General features: G+C 73.2%; 14 protein-coding genes and 1 pseudogene. 5 read left to right on the top strand and 10 right to left on the bottom strand.

The window, feature by feature from the left end; genetic code table 11:
• Window positions 1-6: 6 nt before the first annotated feature.
• Window positions 7-405: a roadblock/LC7 domain-containing protein gene (locus ACFWW8_RS04755; protein WP_386523610.1), complete on the top strand. Its 399-nt coding sequence runs from the start codon at window positions 7-9 to the stop codon at window positions 403-405.
• Between the two features lie 167 nt (window positions 406-572).
• On the top strand, window positions 573-1,451 hold the full coding sequence (locus ACFWW8_RS04750) for a DUF6397 family protein (protein WP_386523607.1): 879 nt from the start codon (window positions 573-575) through the stop codon (window positions 1,449-1,451).
• On the opposite strand, the gene ACFWW8_RS04745 is transcribed toward ACFWW8_RS04750, so the two are convergent.
• The 3 genes from ACFWW8_RS04745 to ACFWW8_RS04735 form a co-directional block, all read right to left on the bottom strand.
• A complete protein-coding gene (locus ACFWW8_RS04745) occupies window positions 1,415-1,816 on the bottom strand; it encodes a YchJ family protein (protein ID WP_386523605.1) in 402 nt (133 codons plus the stop codon). The two genes, ACFWW8_RS04750 and ACFWW8_RS04745, sit on opposite strands and share 37 nt — an antisense overlap.
• 8 nt (window positions 1,817-1,824) lie before the next feature.
• The gene (locus ACFWW8_RS04740) at window positions 1,825-2,751 is read right to left on the bottom strand and encodes an acyl-CoA thioesterase (RefSeq protein ID WP_386523603.1); all 927 of its coding nucleotides are present in this window, start codon (window positions 2,749-2,751) and stop codon (window positions 1,825-1,827) included.
• 106 nt (window positions 2,752-2,857) lie between these two features.
• Entirely contained in the window at window positions 2,858-5,380 is a 2,523-nt protein-coding gene (locus ACFWW8_RS04735) for a DEAD/DEAH box helicase (RefSeq protein ID WP_386523601.1), read from the bottom strand.
• Window positions 5,381-5,525: 145 nt separating this feature from the next.
• Between ACFWW8_RS04735 and ACFWW8_RS04730 the strand changes: the two genes are divergently transcribed.
• The gene (locus tag ACFWW8_RS04730; protein WP_386523598.1) at window positions 5,526-6,317 is read left to right on the top strand and encodes a metal-dependent hydrolase; all 792 of its coding nucleotides are present in this window, start codon (window positions 5,526-5,528) and stop codon (window positions 6,315-6,317) included.
• Between the two features lie 107 nt (window positions 6,318-6,424).
• Here ACFWW8_RS04730 and ACFWW8_RS04725 read toward each other — a convergent pair whose 3' ends face one another.
• From ACFWW8_RS04725 to ACFWW8_RS04710, 4 genes are all read right to left on the bottom strand, one after another.
• On the bottom strand, window positions 6,425-8,206 hold the full coding sequence (locus ACFWW8_RS04725) for an ABC transporter ATP-binding protein (RefSeq protein WP_386523597.1): 1,782 nt from the start codon (window positions 8,204-8,206) through the stop codon (window positions 6,425-6,427).
• Complete coding sequence (locus ACFWW8_RS04720) at window positions 8,203-10,041, bottom strand: ABC transporter transmembrane domain-containing protein (RefSeq protein WP_386523594.1); 1,839 nt, start codon at window positions 10,039-10,041, stop codon at window positions 8,203-8,205. The genes ACFWW8_RS04725 and ACFWW8_RS04720 overlap by 4 nt, the downstream gene beginning before the upstream one ends.
• 111 nt (window positions 10,042-10,152) lie before the next feature.
• Window positions 10,153-13,089, bottom strand: coding sequence for an FAD-binding and (Fe-S)-binding domain-containing protein (locus ACFWW8_RS04715; RefSeq protein ID WP_386523591.1), 2,937 nt, complete (start codon window positions 13,087-13,089; stop codon window positions 10,153-10,155).
• Window positions 13,090-13,125: 36 nt separating this feature from the next.
• Window positions 13,126-13,590, bottom strand: a complete 465-nt coding sequence (locus ACFWW8_RS04710; RefSeq protein ID WP_386523588.1) for a MarR family winged helix-turn-helix transcriptional regulator — start codon at window positions 13,588-13,590, stop codon at window positions 13,126-13,128.
• Between the two features lie 86 nt (window positions 13,591-13,676).
• On the opposite strand from ACFWW8_RS04710, the gene ACFWW8_RS04705 reads away from it, so the two are divergent.
• Window positions 13,677-15,569 (top strand): ABC transporter ATP-binding protein, encoded by a 1,893-nt coding sequence (locus ACFWW8_RS04705; RefSeq protein ID WP_386523585.1) that lies wholly within the window; start codon window positions 13,677-13,679, stop codon window positions 15,567-15,569.
• Between the two features lie 63 nt (window positions 15,570-15,632).
• Window positions 15,633-16,485: pseudogene (gene mltG, locus ACFWW8_RS04700) on the top strand (endolytic transglycosylase MltG).
• A gap of 246 nt (window positions 16,486-16,731) precedes the next feature.
• Here mltG and ACFWW8_RS04695 read toward each other — a convergent pair.
• From ACFWW8_RS04695 to ACFWW8_RS04685, 3 genes are all read right to left on the bottom strand, one after another.
• Entirely contained in the window at window positions 16,732-17,856 is a 1,125-nt protein-coding gene (locus ACFWW8_RS04695) for an FAD-dependent oxidoreductase (protein WP_386523730.1), read from the bottom strand.
• A 314-nt stretch (window positions 17,857-18,170) separates the two neighbouring features.
• Entirely contained in the window at window positions 18,171-18,653 is a 483-nt protein-coding gene (locus tag ACFWW8_RS04690; protein WP_386523582.1) for a hypothetical protein, read from the bottom strand.
• 17 nt (window positions 18,654-18,670) lie between these two features.
• Window positions 18,671-18,922: a hypothetical protein gene (locus tag ACFWW8_RS04685; protein WP_386523579.1), complete on the bottom strand. Its 252-nt coding sequence runs from the start codon at window positions 18,920-18,922 to the stop codon at window positions 18,671-18,673.
• Between the last annotated feature and the right edge of the window lie 160 nt (window positions 18,923-19,082).

The following is a 19,082-nucleotide window of genomic DNA, read 5'->3' as shown; positions in this document are numbered from 1 at the left end:
CTCGAAATGGCACTGGACAAGCAGCTCGACTGGCTGCTGGACGACCTGACGCGCAGGGTCCAGCAGGTGCGACACGCGGTGGTGCTGTCCAACGACGGCCTGGTGACGGGCGCGAGCGCGGGACTGGCACGCGAGGACGCGGAGCACCTGGCAGCCGTCGCGGCCGGCCTGCAGAGCCTGGCCAAGGGCTCGGGCCGGCACTTCCGTGCCGGGGAGGTCCGGCAGACGATGGTGGAGTACGACGAGGGGGTCCTGTTCGTGATGTCGGCGGGCGCGGGCAGCTGCCTGTGCGTGCTGAGCGCCTCCGAGGCCGACATCGGCCAGGTCGCCTACGAAATGACACTGCTGGTCAACCGGGTGGGGGAACACCTGGGGGTCGCGGAGCGGCGACTGACCGGCGGCTGAACCGGCGGTCCTCGGGGCGGATGTGCCCGGAGGTTTTCCACAGGCGTCGTGCGGTGTCGTGGCACTGAGTTACGGTCTTCACAGAGAGTAATCACCGCTCGTGGGGGAGGACCGTGATGATGCGCATGGGGACTGGGGCCGTACGCGAAGAGGATGTGGCCGTCGATGTGCCCGTCGATGTGGCCGTCGGTGTGGCAGGAGGGGCGGCTGAGGACGTGGACGTGGCCGCGGCCGTCTCCGGGGACGGGGCCGTGACCGCGGCCGCGCAGGCGGAGGGACGTGCCGGGCCGTCGGTGGGCGGAGTGCAGGCCGCCGGGGAACTGGGCCTGAGCCGCAGCGAGTTCGCCCGGGCCGTCCAGCTCGGGATCGTACGGGCGGGCCCGCCCGCCGCCGGGGGAGCCGCACGGTACGCCCGGGCCGAACTGGACCGGGCCCGGGCCGCCGAGGGGACACCGGCCGTACTGCGCGAACGGCTGGAGACCGTGGCCGGTGCGGAGGCCGCGGCGGCGGTGCTGGGCGTCGGACCGAGCCGGTTCACCCGGCTCGCGCGGTGCGGGCACGTCGTCCCCGTCGGCTACCGGATCAACCGCTACCGGGCGGTGGTCTGGCTCTACCTGGCCGGAGAGCTGCGGCAGTTCGCCGCCCGGGAACCGGGGATGCTGCGCGGGAGCGCGCCCCCGGCCGACCGGGAGCTGATGGCGGCCGGGGCGGACCTGCGGCCGCGCACGTGGCGCGGCCGGCACGTGGGGCTGCTGCTGAGACGGACCGCGGATCCGTGGGAACGGGCGGCCGTGCTGGCCTCCGTACTGCCGGAGGACGACGTGCGCGACGCCGTTCCCGATCCTGCGGAGCGCATCGTGCTGGCCGCGCTCGCCCCGCCCCCGCCGTACGGCCACCCGCAGGCTCCCGCGGCCGCCGCCGTGGCGGAGCGGCTGCTGCGGGCGGAGCCGCCGGACGAGGTCCACTGGTACCGCACCAGCCTGGACTTCGCCCTGGCCGGCGCCCGCGGTCAGTCGAAGTCGACGGGGGAGAGGGGGCCGACGTAGACCCAGGCCCCGTCCTCCCGGGCGAAGGCGCTGTGCTCGTGCAGGGAACCGGTGTGCCGGCCCTCGCGGTAGTGCGCCCGGAACTCCACCGAGCCCTCCGTCTCGAACATCCCGCCGCGCTCGGTGGCCAGGATCTCCAGCCGGTCCCAGCGCTGTTCGGGGTCCAGGTCGAGCCGGCCCGGCCGGGTCGAGGGATGCCAGGAGCGCAGCAGGTAGGCGGTGTCGCCGACGGCGAAGGCGCTGAACCGGGAGCGCATCAGCCGCTCGGCGGTGGGGGCCCGCCGGTCACCGGAGTGGAAGCGGCCGCAGCACTCCGGGTAGGCGTCGGGCAGCCCGCAGGGGCAGGGGTGGGCCGGGGTGGGCATGAGCGTGCTCAGTTCTCGGGAGGGGCTTCGGAGACGGTGGACACAGGAGCCGACGCGGTCGGCTTCGGCGCGTACGGACGGAAGAGGCCCTCCTGGACGACGGAGACCAGCAGCCTGCCCTCCACGTCGTAGATGCGGCCTCGGGCCAGACCGCGGCCGCCGTGGGCGATGGGCGATTCCTGGTCGTACAGGAACCACTCGTCCGCCCGGAACGGCCGGTGGAACCACATGGCGTGGTCGAGGCTCGCCATGTCGAAACCGCGCATCCCCCAGAGGGGCTCCACCGGGATGCGCACGGCGTCCAGGAGGGTCATATCACTGGCGTAGGTGAGGGCGCAGGTGTGCACGAGCGGGTCGTCGCCCAGCGGGCCGACGGCGCGCATCCACACCGCGCTGCGCGGATCGGCGTCCTTGAGATCCTCCGGAGTCCAGCGGAGCCGGTCCACGTAACGGATGTCGAAGGGCTGGCGGCGGGCCATCCGCTCCAGCGCCTCGGGGAGGGCCCCCAGGTGCTCGCGGATCTCGTCCGCGACCTTCGGGAGGGTGTCCGGGTGGGGGAAGTCGAGGCGGGGCGGCAGCTGGTGTTCGATGCCGCCCTCCTCCGGATGGTGGAAGGAGGCGGTGAGATTGAAGATCGTCTTGCCCTGCTGGACCGCGGTGACCCGGCGAGTGGTGAAGGACCGCCCGTCGCGCACCCGTTCCACCTGGTACACGATCGGCACCCCGGGAATGCCGGGGCGCAGGAAGTACGCGTGCAGCGAGTGGACGGGACGGTCGCTCTCGGTGGTGCGCCCCGCGGCGACCAGCGCCTGTCCGGCGACCTGGCCGCCGAAGACCCGCTGGAGGGACTCCTGCGGGCTGGCGCCGCGGAAGATGTTGACCTCGATCTGCTCCAGGTCGAGCAGGTCGACGAGTCTCTCGGCGGGGTTCGTCATCAGGGGATCTCCACTGTCTGGTCCGGCGGGTTCGGCTGCTCGGTCGTTTCCGGTGACTGGGGCGGTTCCGGCGGGGCTGCGGGGGGTGGCGGGCGGCGGGAGCCGGTCAGAGCTGGCCGAGCTCGCCCACCGAGGTGACGCGGAGGACCGCGCGGCCCTCCTCGTCGGAGGCGGCGAGGTCGACCTCGGCGCTGATGCCCCAGCCGTGGTCCCCGTTGGGGTCCGCGAAGGTCTGGCGGACGCGCCACAGGCCGTGCGCCGGGTCCTCCTCGATCTGCAGGAGCTTGGGTCCGCGCGCGTCCGGGCCGGTGCCCAGGTCGTCGTACTCGTCCCAGTAACCGTCCATCGCCTCGCCCCAGGCGTCGGCGTCCCAGCCGGACTCGGCGTCCAGCTCGCCCAGGACGTTGACGTGGTCCAGGGCGGCCAGCTCCACCCGGCGGAACATGGCGTTGCGGACCAGGACGCGGAAGGCGCGCGCGTTGGCGGTGACCGGCTTGACCTGGTCCGCCTTCTCCTGGGCCTGCTCCGCCGTCTCCACCTCCGGGTTCGCCAGCTGCTCCCACTCGTCCAGCAGGCTGGAGTCGACCTGGCGGACCAGCTCGCCGAGCCAGGCGATCAGGTCCTGGAGGTCCTCGGACTTCAGGTCGTCGGGAATGGTGTGGTCCAGCGCCTTGAAGGCACTGGCCAGGTAGCGCAGCACGATGCCCTCGGTGCGGGCCAGCTCGTAGTACGAGGTGAACTCGGTGAAGGTCATCGCGCGCTCGTACATGTCGCGGATGATCGACTTCGGGGAGACGGGGTGGTCCCGCACCCACGGGTGGCTCTTCGCGTACACGTCGTAGGCGTGGAAGAGGAGCTCTTCGAGCGGCTTGGGATAGGTGATGTCCTGGAGCCGTTCCATCCGCTCCTCGTACTCGATCCCGTCGGCCTTCATCTGGCCGATCGCCGTGCCGCGTTCCTTGTTCTGCTGCGCGGCGAGGATCTGGCGCGGGTCGTCGAGCGTGGACTCGACGACGGACACCATGTCGAGCGCGTAGGAGGGCGACTCCGGGTCCAGCAGGTCGAACGAGGCCAGTGCGAAGGTCGACAGCGGCTGGTTCAGCGCGAAGTCCTGCTGGAGGTCGACGGTGAGCCGGATGGTGCGGCCCTCCGCGTCGGGGGTGTCCAGCTTCTCGACGACCCCGCCGTCCAGCAGCGAGCGGTAGATCGCGATGGCCCGGCGGATGTGCCGCAGCTGGGCCTTGCGCGGTTCGTGGTTGTCCTCGAGGAGGTGGCGCATCGCCTTGAAGGCGTCGCCGGGCCGGGCGATGACCGACAGCAGCATGATGTTGGTGACCTTGAAGCGCGAGGTCAGCGCCTCCGGGTCGGCGGCGATGAGCTTCTCGAAGGTGGTGTCCGACCAGGCGACGAAGCCCTCGGGGGCCTTCTTGCGCACCACCTTGCGGCGCTTCTTCGGGTCGTCGCCCGCCTTCGCGAGCGCCTTCTCGTTCTCGATGACGTGCTCGGGCGCCTGGGCGACCACGTAGCCCGCCGTGTCGAACCCGGCGCGGCCGGCCCGGCCGGCGATCTGGTGGAACTCGCGGGCGCGCAGCGTGCGGACCCGGTTGCCGTCGTACTTGGTGAGCGCGGTGAACAGCACGGTGCGGATGGGCACGTTGACGCCGACGCCGAGGGTGTCGGTACCGCAGATGACCTTCAGCAGACCGGCCTGGGCGAGCTTCTCCACCAGGCGCCGGTACTTGGGCAGCATGCCGGCGTGGTGCACGCCGATGCCGTGCCGGACGTAGCGGGAGAGGTTCTGGCCGAACTTGGTGGTGAAGCGGAAGTTGCCGATGAGCTCGGCGATCTTGTCCTTCTCCTCGCGGGTGCACATGTTGATGCTCATGAGCGACTGCGCCCGCTCGACCGCCTGGGCCTGGGTGAAGTGCACGATGTAGACCGGCGCCTGCCGGGTCTCCAGCAGCTCGGTGATGGTGTCGGTGATCGGCGTGGTGACGTACTCGTACGAGAGCGGGACCGGCCGCGTGGCGGAGCGGACCATCGAGGTGGGGCGCCCGGTGCGCCGGGTCAGGTCCTCCTCGAACCGCTTCATGTCGCCGAGGGTCGCCGACATCAGGATGAACTGCGCCTGCGGCAGCTCCAGCAGCGGGATCTGCCACGCCCAGCCGCGGTCCGGCTCGGCGTAGAAGTGGAACTCGTCCATGACGACCTGGCCGATGTCGGCGTGCCTGCCGTCGCGCAGGGCGATGGAGGCGAGGACCTCGGCGGTACAGCAGATCACCGGCGCGTCCGCGTTCACGGAGGCGTCGCCGGTCAGCATGCCGACGTTCTCGGTGCCGAAGAGCTTGCACAGGTCGAAGAACTTCTCCGACACGAGCGCCTTGATGGGGGCCGTGTAGAACGTCACCTTGTCCTGGGCCAGCGCCGTGAAGTGTGCGCCCGCGGCCACCAGGCTCTTGCCGGAGCCGGTCGGGGTGGACAGGATCACGTTCGCGCCGGAGACGACCTCGATCAGCGCCTCCTCCTGTGCCGGGTACAGGGCGATGCCCTGGCCCTCCGCCCACGAGGAGAAGGCCTCGAAGAGCGCGTCGGGGTCGGCAGTCGGCGGGAGCTGATCAATGAGGGTCACACCCCCCATCTTGCCTGTCTTCGCCCCGGATGCGGGAACCGGCGGCCGGAACGAAGATCGTCAACGGTACGCTGTGCCGTCGATGCGGCCCGATCGACTCCGTCGACCGGGCCCGACCAGCACACCACCGGGGCGGGGAACGACCATGATGGGTCCGGCGCACTCACTGTCCGGCGCGGCAGCCTGGCTGGGGGTGGGGGCGGCGACGGCGGCCGCCGGACACCCGATGCCGTGGCCGGTCCTCGTCGTCGGCGCGCTGATCTGCGCCGGAGCGGCTCTGGCGCCCGACCTCGACCACAAGTCGGCGACGATCTCGCGCGCCTTCGGTCCGCTCTCCCGCGGCCTGTGCGAGGTGGTCGACAAGATCTCCTACGGTGTCTACAAGGCGACCCGCTCCCCGAGGGACGCCCGCCGCACCGGGGGCCACCGGACCCTGACGCACACCTGGCTCTGGGCGGTCCTGATCGGCGCCGGCGCCTCCGCCCTGGCCGTCACCACCGACCGGTGGGGCGTGCTCGCGCTCCTCTTCGTCCACCTCGTGCTGGCCGTCGAGGGACTGCTCTGGCGCGCCGCCCGGATGTCCAGCGACATCCTGGTCTGGCTGCTGGGCGCCACCAGCGCGTGGATCCTGGCCGGCGTGCTCGACCAGCCGGGCAACGGCGCGGGCTGGCTGTTCGACGCCCCGGGTCAGGAGTACCTGTGGCTCGGCCTGCCGATCATGCTCGGAGCCCTGGTCCACGACATCGGCGACGCCCTGACCGTGTCCGGCTGCCCCGTCCTGTGGCCGCTCCCGATCGCCGGCAAGCGCTGGTACCCGATCGGTCCGCCCAGGCTGATGCGCTTCCGTGCGGGCAGCTGGGTGGAGCTCAAGGTCCTCATGCCGGTGTTCGTGCTGCTCGGCGGCTTCGGCGGAGCCTCCGCCCTCGGCTTCATCTGATCCCCGGCGGGGGCCCCGCCGCACGTACGAGGCCCCCGGCCACCGCCGATGCGGGGCCGGGGGCCTCGTGCAGGGTCGCCGCGCCCGGCGGCGGCCCGGCGGCCCGGTCAGCCGTGCCAGGAACGCCACAGCGACGCGTACGCCCCGTCGGCCGCCACCAGCTCGTCGTGCGAGCCGAGTTCGCTGATCCGGCCGTCCTCGACCACCGCGATCACGTCCGCGTCGTGCGCCGTGTGCAGCCGGTGGGCGATCGCGATGACCGTACGGCCGTCCAGCACCCGGGCGAGCGAGCGCTCCAGGTGCCGTGCCGCGCGCGGGTCCAGCAGCGACGTGGCCTCGTCCAGGACCAGCGTGTGCGGATCGGCCAGCACCAGCCGGGCCAGCGCGACCTGCTGCGCCTGCGCCGGGGTCAGCGCCGTGCCGCCGGAGCCGACCTCGGTGTCCAGTCCGGCCTCCAGGGCCCGCGCCCAGCCCTCGGCGTCGACCGCCTCCAGCGCCGACCACAGCTCCGCGTCCCCGGCGGCCGTACGCGCCAGGCGCAGATTGTCCCGCAGCGAGCCCACGAACACGTGGTGCTCCTGGTTGACCAGCGCCACGTGCTCGCGCACCCGCTCCGCCGGCATCCGCGACAACTGCGCACCCCCGAGGGTGACCTCGCCGGTGCGGGGCGCGTAGATGCCCGCCAGCAGCCGGCCCAGGGTGGACTTGCCCGCACCCGACGGACCGACCAGCGCCATCCGGGTCCCCGGCGGCACCGCCATCGAGACCCGGTGCAGGACGTCCACGCCCTCCCGGTAGCCGAAGTGCACCTCGTCCGCGCGGACCGCGCGGCCCTGCGGGGCGACGGCCTCGTCGCCCGCCTCCGGCTCGATCTCCCGCACGCCCACCAGGCGCGCCAGGGACACCTGCGCGATCTGCAGCTCGTCGTACCAGCGCAGGATCAGCCCGATCGGGTCGACCATCATCTGCGCCAGCAGCGCCCCCGTGGTCATCTGCCCCACCGAGATCCAGCCCCGCAGCACGCAGTAGCCGCCGACCAGCAGCACCGATCCGAGGATCGTCATGTAGGTGACGTTGACGACGGGGAAGAGGACCGTCCGCAGGAACAGCGTGTACCGCTCCCAGGCCGTCCACTCCTTGACGCGCCGCTCCGACAGCGAGATCCGGTCCGGCCCCAGGCGGTGCGCCTCGACCGTGCGGCCCGCGTCGACCGTCTCGGAGAGCGCGGCCGCGACCGCCGCGTACCCGGCCGACTCCGACCGGTACGCCGACGGCGCCCGCCGGAAGTACCAGCGACAGCCGATCACCAGGACCGGCAGCGCCACCAGCGCGGCCAGCGCCAGCGGAGGCGCCGTCACCGCGAGCGCCCCGAAGAGCAGACCCGCCCACACCACGCCGATGGCCAGCTGCGGCACCGCCTCGCGCATGGCGTTGGCCAGCCGGTCGATGTCGGTGGTGATCCGCGACAGCAGGTCACCGGTACCGGCCCGCTCCAGGACGCCCGGAGGCAGCCCCACCGACCGCACCAGGAAGTCCTCGCGCAGGTCGGCCAGCATCTCCTCGCCGAGCACCGCCCCCCGCAGCCGGACCAGCCGGACGAAGAAGGTCTGCACGGCGAGCGCCGCCGCGAACAGCAGCGCCACCTGCCCCAAGTGGAGCTCGCGCACCCCAGCCGTCAGGTCGTCCACGACCCGGCCCAGCAGGTACGGGCCGGCCATGGAGGCGATCACCGCGACCGCGTTGACCGTCACCAGCAGCACGAAGGCCCGCCGGTGCCGTCGGAACAGCCCGCGCACATAGTCCCGTACGGTCGCCGACGTGCCCACGGGCAGGGTCGCGGCCGATTCGGGGGCCGCCGGATCGTAGTCCGGCGGCGCCACGCCGATCATGCGGACTCCTCGATCTCTGTGAGTGCTTCTTCGAGCTCGGTCAGTTCAAGCCGTGCGAGCCGCTGTTCCTGTTCTGTCTCCCGGGTGACGACCGCCCGGTAGAGGGGTTCGCCGTGCAGCAGCTCGCGGTGCGTACCGGTCGCCGCCACCACGCCCCCGTGGATCAGGACGACCCGGTCGGCGCGGTCCAGCAGCAGGGGCGAGGACGCAAGCACCACTGTGGTTCGGCCGGCGCGCAGGGCCGCGATGCCGTCCGCGATCCACGCCTCCGTGTGCGAGTCGACCGCCGAGGTCGGCTCGTCCAGCACCAGCACCTCCGGGTCGGTCACCAGCGACCGGGCCAGCGCGAGACGCTGACGCTGCCCGCCGGACAGTGACCGGCCGCGCTCGGTGATCCGCGCGTCCATCGGGTCGTCGACCCCGTCCGGGGCCGCCTGGACCAGCGCGTCCAGCACGTCCGCGCACCGGGCGGCCTCCAGCGCGGCCGCCGGTTCGACCGCTCCCGAAGCCGGTACGTCGAACAGCTCGCGCAGCGTGCCCGACAGCAGCACCGGGTCCTTGTCCTGTACGAGGACGAGCGTGCGCGCGGTGTCCAGCGCGAGCTCGTCCAGCGCGACCCCGCCCAACAGCACCGAGGCGCCGCCGGCCCCGTCCATCGGATGCCCGCCCAGCCGCTCGGCGAGCCGCCCCGCGAGGTCCGGGTCCCCGCACACCACGGCGGTGAACCGGCCCGTCGGTGCCTGCAGCCCGGTCTGCGGGTCGTACAGGTCGGCTCCCGGCGCGGGCGCGTCCGGGACCGGCCGTGCCTCCTGCTCCGCGGACCCCGGCTCCCCGGCGTCCGCGCGCGTCAGCGACAGCACCCGGGCGGCCCGCTCGGCGGAGGGACGGGAGAAGGAGTACGCCATCGCGATCTCCTCGAAGTGCCGCAGCGGGTAGAGCAGCGTGGCCACCGCGCTGAACGCGGCCACGAGTTCGCCCACCGCGATGCGCCCGTCCACGACCAGCGTGGCCCCGTACCAGACGACCGTGATCAGCAGCGCGCCCGGCAGGAGCACCTGGATCGCGGAGATCAGCGCCCACATCCGGGCACTGCGCACGGCGGCCTTGCGGACCTCCTGCGACGCCTCGCGGTAGCGGCCGAGGAACAGCTCCTCGCCGCCGATTCCGCGCAGCACCCGCAGCCCCGCGACCGTGTCCGAGGCCAGCTCGGTCGCCCTGCCCGCCTTCTCCCGCTGGAAGTCGGCGCGCCGGGTGGCGCGCGGCAGCAGCGGCAGTGCGGCCAGGGCGACCACCGGGACGCCGATCGCCACGACCACGCCGAGGGCGGGGGCGTAGAAGAGCAGCCCGGCGCACACGAGGACGACGGCGAAGGCGGCGGCGAGGAACCGGGACACGGCTTCGACGAACCAGCCGATCTTCTCGACGTCACCGGTGGACACCGCGATCACCTCACCGGCGGCGACCCGCCGGCTCAGCGCCGAGCCCAGTTCGGCCGTCTTGCGCGCGAGCAGTTGCTGCACGCGGGCGGCGGCGGTGATCCAGTTGGTGACGGCGGTGCGGTGGAGCATGGCGTCGCCGACGGTGATGGCCGCACCGAGCAGAAGGAGCAGGACGCCGACGAGGAGAAGGCGGTGCGCGTCGCGGTCGACGACCGCCCCGACGCCGAGACCCACCGCGTAGGGGAGTCCGGCGATGCCGGAGAAGTGCACCAGACCCCAGCACAGGCTCTTGGCCTGGCCGCCGAGTTGGCCGCGTCCGAGCCACACGAGGAAGCGGGGGCCGGAACGGGCGTCGGGTACCCCGGGGTCCGGATACGGAAGATCGCTGATCTGCATGACGCCCCATGACGGTCGAGTGGTTCAAACCGTGCAAGGTTCGCCTTCCGGACCCGTTCCGGGCAATCGATTTTCCATCCGCGGGTGGGCGTCGCGGTACGTCTCTCCCGTTCAGGGGCGGGTGGCGTGCTCCAGTTCGAGCAGGGCCGAGTAGTAGGTCCGCCCCGTGGCCCGGTCCATGCCCACCTCGCACATGCGGTTCGCCGAGAGGTGCGCGTCGAAGGACCGCGCGGTGACCTCGGCGGCCTCCCGGGCCGTCGCCGCGGCCGCCAGCTCCGGATGCAGCATGCCGCGGTCGCCCGCGAAGGCGCAGCATCCGGCGTCGTTCGGTACGACCACCTCGTCGGCGCACGCCGCGGCGACCGCGAACAGCTGCGCCTCGTCGCCCAAGTGCCGCATCGAGCAGGTGGGGTGGAGCACGGCAGACCCGGCGGTGCGCCGGATCTCCAGGTGCGGCAGCAGTTCGTCCGCCGCCCAGACGACCGAGTCGACGACGCTCAGCTCCGCGTGCAGCGCCCGGTTGTCGTCCGTCAGGTACGGGACCACCTCGTGCGCGATGCCCAGGGTGCAGGAGGAGGCGTCGACCACCAGCGGCAGCCGCCCGCCGGCCGTCCAGCCCCAGGCCGCCTCGACGATCCGGTTGGCCATCACCCGGTTCCCCGCGTCGTACCCCTTGGAGTGCCAGATCGTCGCGCAGCAGGTGCCGTGCACGTCGCGCGGGATCCACACGGGTTTCCCGGCCCGCTGCGACACGGCCACCACGGCCTCCGGCAGCGAGGGGCCGGGGCGGGCCTCCGGGCCGCCGAAGATCCGGTTGACGCAGGCCGGGTAGTAGACGGCCGCGGCGCCCACCCGTGGGGTGACGGGCAGCCGCCGGGCGGCGGCCCCGGGGACCTGCGGCAGCCACTGCGGTACGAGGTCCGGGCGTACGGTCCTGCGCGCGGCTCCCGTGACGGCTTCGAGCAGCCCGTCCCCGACCCGGTCGGTGATCTTCGCGGCAGCGGCCACGGCCAGCCGGGCGGCCGTCTCCACGGTCGCGAACCGCCGCGCGGCGAGTGCGGCCGTCCGTTCCTCGCGGGCGCCGTGCCGTCGGTGGCGGAAGTCCTTCATCAGCGCGCCGGTGTCGATGCCGACCGGGCAGGCGAGCTTGCAGGTGGAGTCGCCGGCGCAGGTGTCGACCGCGTCGTAGCCGTAGGCGTCGAGCAGGCCGTCCAGCACGGGGGAGCCGGGCTGCTGGCGGGTCATCTCGCGCCGCAGCACGATCCGCTGGCGCGGTGTGGTCGTCAGGTCCCCGCTGGGGCAGGTCGGTTCGCAGAAGCCGCACTCGATGCACGGGTCCGCCGGCGCCTCCACCCGCGGGATCGTCTTCAGCCCGCGCAGGTGGGCCCGCGGGTCGCGGTCGAGGAGGATGCGCGGGGCCAGCACCCCGTCCGGGTCCACGAGCCGCTTGGTGCGCCACATCAGCTCGGTGGGCCCGGGGCCCCATTCCCGTTCGACGAAGGGTGCCATGTTGCGTCCGGTGGAGTGCTCGGCCTTCAGGGAACCGTCGAAGCGCTCCACGGTGAGCCGGCAGAAGGCGTCCATGAACGCGGCGTACCGCTCGACGTCGGCCGGGTCGGCGGCGTCGAAGGCGAGCAGGAAGTGCAGGTTGCCGTGGGCCGCGTGGCCGGCGACGGCCGCGTCGAAGCCGTGCCGGGCCTGGAGTTCGAGGAGGGCCTCGCAGGCCTCGGCCAGTCGCGCGGGCGGTACGGCGAAGTCCTCGGTGATCAGGGTGGTGCCCGGGGCGCGGGCTCCGCCGACGGCGGTGACGAAGGCCTTGCGGGCCGTCCAGTAGCCGTTGACGGTCTGCGCGTCCCGGGTGAAGGCGTTGGTCACGGAGGCGGCCGGGGCGACCAGGTCCAGCCCCGCGAGGACCTCGGCCGCGCGGCGCTCGCAGGCGGCGCGTCCCGCCTCGTCCGGCGCCCGGAACTCCACCAGCAGCGCCGTGGTCTCCCGCGGCAGGTCCCCCCAGTCCGCGGGGACGCCGGCGACGCTGACCGAGGCGCGCAGGGTGTTGCCGTCCATCAGCTCGACGGCGAGGGCCCCCGCCGCGTTGAAGAGCGGTACGGCGGCGGCCGCGGCCGGCAGGGAGGGGAAGAACAGCAGGCCGGTGCAGAGCTCGCGGTCCAGCGGGAGCGTGTCGAACACGACCTCGGAGATGAAGCCGAGGGTGCCCTCCGATCCGACCGCGAGACCGCGCAGGATCTCGACGGGGGTGGCGCCGTCCAGGTAGGCGTCCAGTCGGTAGCCGGTGGTGTTCTTGATCTCGTACTTCGTGCGGATGCGGGCGACGAGCCCCGGATCGGCCTCGATCTCCCGCTTGATCTCCATGAGGCCGCGGCACAGGGCCGGTTCCGCGCGGCCCAGCTCCTCGTCGGCGAGCGGGTCGGCCGTGTCGACGACGGTTCCGGTCGGCAGGACCAGGGTGAGGGAGGAGAGGGTGCGGTACGCGTTCCTCGTGGTCCCCGCCGTCATGCCGGAGGCGTTGTTGGCGACGACCCCGCCCAGGGTGCAGGCGATGGCGCTGGCCGGGTCGGGCCCGAGGATCCGCCCGTGCCGGGCCAGCGCGGCGTTGGCCCGCACGACGGTGGTCCCGGGCCGGATGCGGGCGCGCCGGCCCTCCTCCAGCACCTCGACGCCGGCCCAGTGGCGGCGCACGTCCACGAGGATGTCCTCGCCCTGCGCCTGGCCGTTGAGCGAGGTCCCGGCGGCGCGGAAGACGACCTCGCGCTGCCTGCCGCGGGCGTACGAGAGGACCGCGGAGACGTCGTCGACGTCCTCGGCGATCACCACGACCTGGGGCACGAACCGGTAGGGGGAGGCGTCCGAGGCGTAGCGGACCAGGTCGGACACCTTCCACAGGACCTTCTCCGCGCCGAGCAGCCCGGTCAGCTCGGTGCGCAGCGGCTCCGGGGTGCCGCCGGCCCGGTGCTCGGGCAGCCGGTCGGGGGCGGGGCCGCCGATCCCGCACGGGCGCAGCGCTCCCGGCTTCGGTTCCAGCACCGGCATGTCCGACCCCTCGCCTCGTTGCGGCCCGCGCGTGGCCTATCGGCAGGCGCCCTCCGGCGGGACGTCCGCCAGGGCGTTCAGCAGCCCGCCGAGCATCTCGCGCTGATCGGCGGTCAATGGAGCCAGGATCTCCTCCGCGGCGTCGGTTCGCGCGTTGCGCAGACGGCGCAGCGTGGCGCGGCCGGTGTCGGTGAGCTCGATCCTTATGACCCGCCGGTTCGCGGGGTCCGGCGCGCGGCGCACGCAGTCCGCGGCCTCCAGGCCGTCCACGAGCGTGGTGACGGCGCGGGGAACGACCTCCAGACGGGCGGCGAGGTCCGCCATCCGGGGCGGCTGGGCGCCCTCGTAGTGCGAGACCAGGCGCAGCAGGCGGCCCTGGGCCGGGGTGATGCCCAGCGGCTCCAAGTGGCGCTTCTGGATGCGGTGGAGCCGACGGGTCAGGCGCAGCAGCTGCTCGGCGAGAACGCCGTCTGTGGTGTCGGTCTCGGCAGGTGTCCTCATACTGGGAGACAGTATCAGGACCGGATTCATTGTGAGTATAGGTAACAATGAGCTATGCTCATTCGAGTCTCGTCAGAAGGAGGCCCATGCGCCCCGAAGAACCGAAGTGGACCCCATCGAGCGAATCCCTCGACCCCAGCCGCCCCGCCCCGGCGGAGCAGCCCCGCGAGCTGCGCCGCATCGTCTCCCTCTTCCGGCCGTACCGGGGCCGGCTCGCCGTCGTCGGCTTCCTGGTCGGCGCCTCCTCGCTGGTCGGGGTCGCCTCGCCCTTCCTGCTGAGGGAGATCCTCGACGTCGCGATCCCGCAGGGCCGCACCGGGCTGCTCAGCCTCCTCGCGCTCGGCATGATCCTCACCGCCGTGGTCACCAGCGTCTTCGGCGTACTCCAGACCTACATGTCGACCACCGTCGGCCAGCGCGTCATGCACGACCTGCGCACCGCCGTCTACGCCCAGCTCCAGCGGATGCCGCTGGCCTTCTTCACCCGCACCCGCACCGGTGAGGTGCAGTCCCGCATCGCCAATGACATCGGTGGAATGCAGGCCACGGTCACCTCGACCGCGACCTCGCTCGTCTCCAACCTGACAGCCGTCATCGCCTCGGTGGTCGCCATGCTGGCGCTCGACTGGCGGCTGACGCTCGTCTCGCTGCTGCTGCTCCCCGCCTTCGTGTGGATCAGCCGCCGGGTCGGCCGCGAGCGCAAGAAGATCACCATGCAGCGCCAGAAGCAGATGGCCGCGATGGCCGCGACCGTGACCGAGTCGCTGTCGGTCAGCGGCATCCTGCTCGGCCGCACCATGGGGCGGTCCGACTCGCTGACCTCGTCCTTCTCCGACGAGTCCGAGAAGCTCGTCAGCCTCGAGGTGCGCTCCAGCATGGCCGGGCGCTGGCGGATGTCCACCATCGGCATCGTCATGGCCGCCATGCCCGCGCTGATCTACTGGGCGGCCGGCATCGCGCTGCAGACGGGCGCGCCCTCGCTCTCCGTCGGCACCCTCGTCGCCTTCGTCACCCTCCAGCAGGGCCTGTTCCGGCCCGCCGTGAGCCTGCTGTCGACCGGCGTGCAGATCCAGACCTCGCTCGCCCTGTTCGCCCGCATCTTCGAGTACCTCGACCTGCCGGTGGACATCACGGAACGCGAGGGTGCGGTGCGCCTGGGGCGGGCGGCGGGCGAGGTCCGGCTGGAGGACGTGGACTTCGCGTACGACGCGGAGGGCGGGCCTGCCCTGAAGGGCATCGACATCACCGTCCCGGCGGGCACGTCCCTCGCCGTCGTCGGCGCGACGGGCTCGGGCAAGAGCACCCTGAGCTACCTCGTGCCGCGGCTCTACGACGTGACCGGCGGACGGGTGGCCCTGGACGGGGTCGACGTCCGCGACCTCGACTTCGACTCGCTGGCCCGCTCCATAGGCGTGGTCTCCCAGGAGACCTACCTCTTCCACGCCTCGGTCGCCGACAACCTGCGCTTCGCCAAGCCGGACGCGACCGACGAGGAGATCGCAGACGCGGCCCGGGCGGCCCAGATCCACGACCACATCGCGTCCCTGCCGGACGGGTACGACACCCTGGTCGGCGAGCGCGGCTACCGGTTCTCCGGGGGCGAGAAGCAGCGGCTCGCCATCGCCCGCACCATCCTGCGGGACCCGCCGGTGCTCATCCTCGACGAGGCCACCAGCGCCCTGGACACGCGCACCGAACACGCCGTCCAGCAGGCCATCGACAACCTCTCCGCGGGTCGCACCACCATCACCATCGCCCACCGGCTGTCCACCGTCCGCGACGCCGACCAGATCGTTGTCCTCGACGCGGGCCGCATAGCCGAGCGCGGTACGCACGAAGAGCTGCTGGAGGCCGAAGGCCGGTACGCGGCCCTGGTCCGCCGGGACCGGGACGCCGCTCTGGCGCCGGTGGCGGCGCCGGACGCGGCCCGCGGGGCGGGAGCTGCGCAGGGTTCCGAGCTGGCCCCGGTAAACGTGTGATCGTATGACCGGCGCACGGGTGGGATGCCGGGAATGCGATGCTTCGCGGGTTAGCGTTCCCGCATGCGTCATGAGTACCTGCCGCCACCACAGCGCCGTTCGCGGCTCACCCGCCGGGGCCGGCTGGCGCTCTTCCTCGGTACGCTCCTCGCGATCGGGGTGGTGGCCCTGATACCGCTGCTGCAGGGCGCGGAAGCCCCCGAAGAACCCCGGATGCTGGTGATCCCCGAAGGCTGGCGGGCCTCCCAGGTGTACGCCGCGGTCGACCGTGAGCTCCAACTCCCCGCCGGCTCGACGAAGGCCGCAGTGGCGAGCGCGGGACTGGCACTGCCCGCGGAGGCGAAGGGCAACCCGGAGGGCTATCTTTTACCCGGTGACCTCGAGGTCCACGCCGGCCGGACTCCTCGCGTACATGGTGCAGACGGCGAACCGGAAGCTCGCCACCCGGGCGGTCGCGGACGGCGGCAGGGTGCACGGGATGACCCCCTACCAGACGGCGACGCTGGCCAGCGTCATCGAGGCCGAGGCCGACAGCCGCGCCGACATGGGCAAAGTGGCCCGCGTGGTGCACAACCGGCTGGCGAAGTCGATGCCGCTCCAGATGGACTCCACGATCAACTACGCACTCAACCGCAGCACGGTCGACACCACGCTGGCCGAGACGCGCATCGACAGCCCCTTCAACTCCTACGAACGCCAGGGCCTGCCGCCCACGCCGATCGACAGCCCCGGGCTGGAGGCAATGGCGGCCGCCGTCGCCCCGACGCCCGGCGACTGGCTGTTCTTCGTGACGGTCAGACCGGGGGACACCCGCTTCTCGGCTACGTACGAGGAGCACAAGAAGCACGTGGCGGAGTTCAACCGCCTCCGCGCCGCCGCGGGCGCCCGCGCCAAGGCCGGACCTCCCGCGCACTGACGGCCCGACCGCGGCCGCCGCGCAATGAGCGGCGCGGCCCACCGGCGCGGCCGTGCGATCGGCGGCCTGCCGGACGAGCGGACCGAGGGGGCAGAGCCGTGAAGTCTCCGTGGACCCGCCCGGGCCATCCGGGCCACCCGTGCCCTGCGCAGGGCCGTGACCCCGCCCTGGACCTGGCGTTGCCCGGGCCGTGACGGCGGGGGCCGGCAGCGGCCCCGGCGGGGGCACGGAAGCGCCCCGCGCGGATCAGCGCGCCGGTGCGTCGGCCGCCAGGAGCGACGCAGCCTCCCGCGGTTCCGCGGTCCGCTCCCGGTTCAGCAGGCGGCCGATCTCCCGGGCAGCGGCGCCGCCCGCGCGGTTCGCGCCGATCGTGGACGCCGAGGGGCCGTAGCCCACCAGGTGGATCCGCTCGTCCCGGACGGCCCGGGTGCCCTCGACGCGGATGCCGCCTCCCGGCTCGCGCAGATGGAGCGGGGCCAGGTGGTCGACCGCCGCGCGGAAGCCGGTAGCCCACAGGATCACGTCCGCCTCCACGCGGCTGCCGTCCGCCCAGAGGGCCCCCGTCGGGGTGATGCGGTCGAACGCGGGCCTGCGGTCGAGGACCCCCGAGGCCAGGCCCGCCCGTACCGCCGCGTTCAGCGGGAGTCCGGTCACGCTGACCACGCTCTGCGGCGGCAGTCCCCGGCGTACCCGCTCGTCGACCAGCGCGACCGCCGCGCGGCCCTCCGCCTCACCGAAGTCCCCGTCGCGGAACACCGGCGGCCGGCGCGTCACCCAGACGGTCTCCGACGCCACCGCGGATATCTCCAGCAGGTGCTGCACCGCGGAGGTGCCGCCGCCCACCACGATGACGCGGGCTCCCGCGAACTCCTGCGGCCCCGGGTAGTTCGCGGTGTGCAGCTGGCGTCCGCGGAAGCTCTCCTGCCCCGCGTACCGGGGCCAGAACGGGCGGTCCCAGGTGCCGGTGGCGTTGATCAGGGCCCGCGCCGACCACGTGCCGGCCGAGGTTTCCACCCGCAGCCGGCCGTCGGCCGCGCCGCGTACCGCCGAGACGTCCACGGGGCGCCGCACGCGCAGGCCGAAGCGGTCCTCGTACGCGGCGAAGTACTCCCCGATCACCGCCGACGAGGGCCGCAGCGGGTCGGCCCCGGTCAGCTCCATGCCGGGCAGGGAGTGCATCCCGTGCACCCTGCCGTAGGTGAGCGAGGACCAGCGGAACTGCCAGGCCCCGCCCGGGCGGGGCGAGTGGTCCAGGACCACGTGGTCCAGCCCCGCCCGGGTGAGGTGGTACGCGCTGGACAGGCCCGCCTGCCCCGCGCCGACCACCACCACGTCGACGTCCGTGTCCGCAGTCACGCCCGCGCCCCGCATCAGATCGTTCACGGTTCTACCAACCCTCGGGGGCGCGGGGATCTTCCCGGCTACCGGGCGAGCGGCCCGCGATGGCGGCGAGCTCCGGGGCCACCCCCTCGCCGAACCAGCGGCCAGAGGGCCGGGGCGGATCAACGGTGTCTCGCCGACTGGACCTCATGTCTCTGCTGTCGGGACGCCCAGCCCGCGGATGCGGCCGTCCCGGCCCCCACCGGGCGGACCGCACGCGCCGACGGCCCGGCAGCACCTCGGCCCTCCGGGCGTTCCGGGCGGGAGGGGTGCCGTCGGGCCGGGGCCGGGTGCCGACGCGCCGGTCAGGCGGACGCGGCGATCCAGGAGGCGAGTTGCTCCGGGGTGGTGGACGGGTCGGCGACCAGGGTGGCCAGCTCGTCCTCCTGGAAGGTGGCCGTGGTGACGGCCGGGCAGCGGTGGCAGGCGTCGACGCCGGTCTGCTGCCACCACTGGCAGCGGGAGCGCAGGTGGCACCGTGGGACCGCGCGGGCATCGGACGACGCCGCCGGCGGCGGCAGGGTCAGCACCCGTTCCACCAGGGTGCAGTCGTTCCCCCGCCGGTTCGCGCAGCCGGTGACGCAGTGCGAGGCGAACCGGAGGACGCGGGTCGGTTCGATCCCCTCCGGCACGGCTCCGAGCACCTCGGACGCCGGGACCGGGTCGGCGAGGTACGTCACCCGGCCGTCGGCCCCCGAACGGACGCCGAGGACGACTGACTCGGGGGCCCGGGCGTCGCCGCTCGGGCACCAGGTCGCCGGCGCGGCTGCTGACTGGTCGGTTCCCACGGTGCTCACCCGTCCCGTCAGCCGTCGATCGCGGCGGTCGACTCGTCCAGCGCACGGCCGACGGGCCCGCCGATGGTGCCCTGGAGGCCGAGCGCCTGCTCCTGCTCCACGGCCTGGGCGAGGTTCTCGTGCAGCTGCTGTACGGAGGTGATGCGGGTGGACTGGCTCGGAGCGGCGTCGGCCGCGTTCGCCGCGCCCACCGCCGTGATCGCGATGCCCGCCGCGATCACGGCCGCGGCGCCGCCGGCCTTGAGCTTGTTCTTCTTCATGGGGCTTCTCCCGGTGTGGGCGGCGGAGAGGGTCCGCCGCGGTCCTGTGGCGAAACGAACGTAGGCCGGGGAAACGGCCCGGAGCGGCAGTTCCCGGCGGCAGTTGGGCCGGCCGGCGCGGGGAGGGGCAGCGCGGGCCCGGCACGATCCGTCCAGGACG

This window comes from Streptomyces sp. NPDC058701, from assembly GCF_042715295.1.
GTDB lineage: Bacteria > Actinomycetota > Actinomycetes > Streptomycetales > Streptomycetaceae > Streptomyces.
Note: the sequence above shows the minus strand (reverse complement) of the source record. Positions and strands in the feature narration are given on the sequence as shown.

What these genes read in the sequence shown, in the direction of transcription:
- ACFWW8_RS04755 (WP_386523610.1), top strand. Translation starts at nt 7, where the DNA reads ATGGCACTGGACAAGCAGCTCGACTGGCTGCTGGACGACCTGACGCGC.
- ACFWW8_RS04745 (WP_386523605.1), bottom strand. Translation starts at nt 1,816, where the DNA reads ATGCCCACCCCGGCCCACCCCTGCCCCTGCGGGCTGCCCGACGCCTAC.
- ACFWW8_RS04740 (WP_386523603.1), bottom strand. Translation starts at nt 2,751, where the DNA reads ATGACGAACCCCGCCGAGAGACTCGTCGACCTGCTCGACCTGGAGCAG.
- ACFWW8_RS04730 (WP_386523598.1), top strand. Translation starts at nt 5,526, where the DNA reads ATGATGGGTCCGGCGCACTCACTGTCCGGCGCGGCAGCCTGGCTGGGG.
- ACFWW8_RS04725 (WP_386523597.1), bottom strand. Translation starts at nt 8,206, where the DNA reads ATGATCGGCGTGGCGCCGCCGGACTACGATCCGGCGGCCCCCGAATCG.
- ACFWW8_RS04720 (WP_386523594.1), bottom strand. Translation starts at nt 10,041, where the DNA reads ATGCAGATCAGCGATCTTCCGTATCCGGACCCCGGGGTACCCGACGCC.
- ACFWW8_RS04715 (WP_386523591.1), bottom strand. Translation starts at nt 13,089, where the DNA reads ATGCCGGTGCTGGAACCGAAGCCGGGAGCGCTGCGCCCGTGCGGGATC.
- ACFWW8_RS04710 (WP_386523588.1), bottom strand. Translation starts at nt 13,590, where the DNA reads ATGAGGACACCTGCCGAGACCGACACCACAGACGGCGTTCTCGCCGAG.
- ACFWW8_RS04705 (WP_386523585.1), top strand. Translation starts at nt 13,677, where the DNA reads ATGCGCCCCGAAGAACCGAAGTGGACCCCATCGAGCGAATCCCTCGAC.
- ACFWW8_RS04695 (WP_386523730.1), bottom strand. Translation starts at nt 17,856, where the DNA reads ATGCGGGGCGCGGGCGTGACTGCGGACACGGACGTCGACGTGGTGGTG.
- ACFWW8_RS04685 (WP_386523579.1), bottom strand. Translation starts at nt 18,922, where the DNA reads ATGAAGAAGAACAAGCTCAAGGCCGGCGGCGCCGCGGCCGTGATCGCG.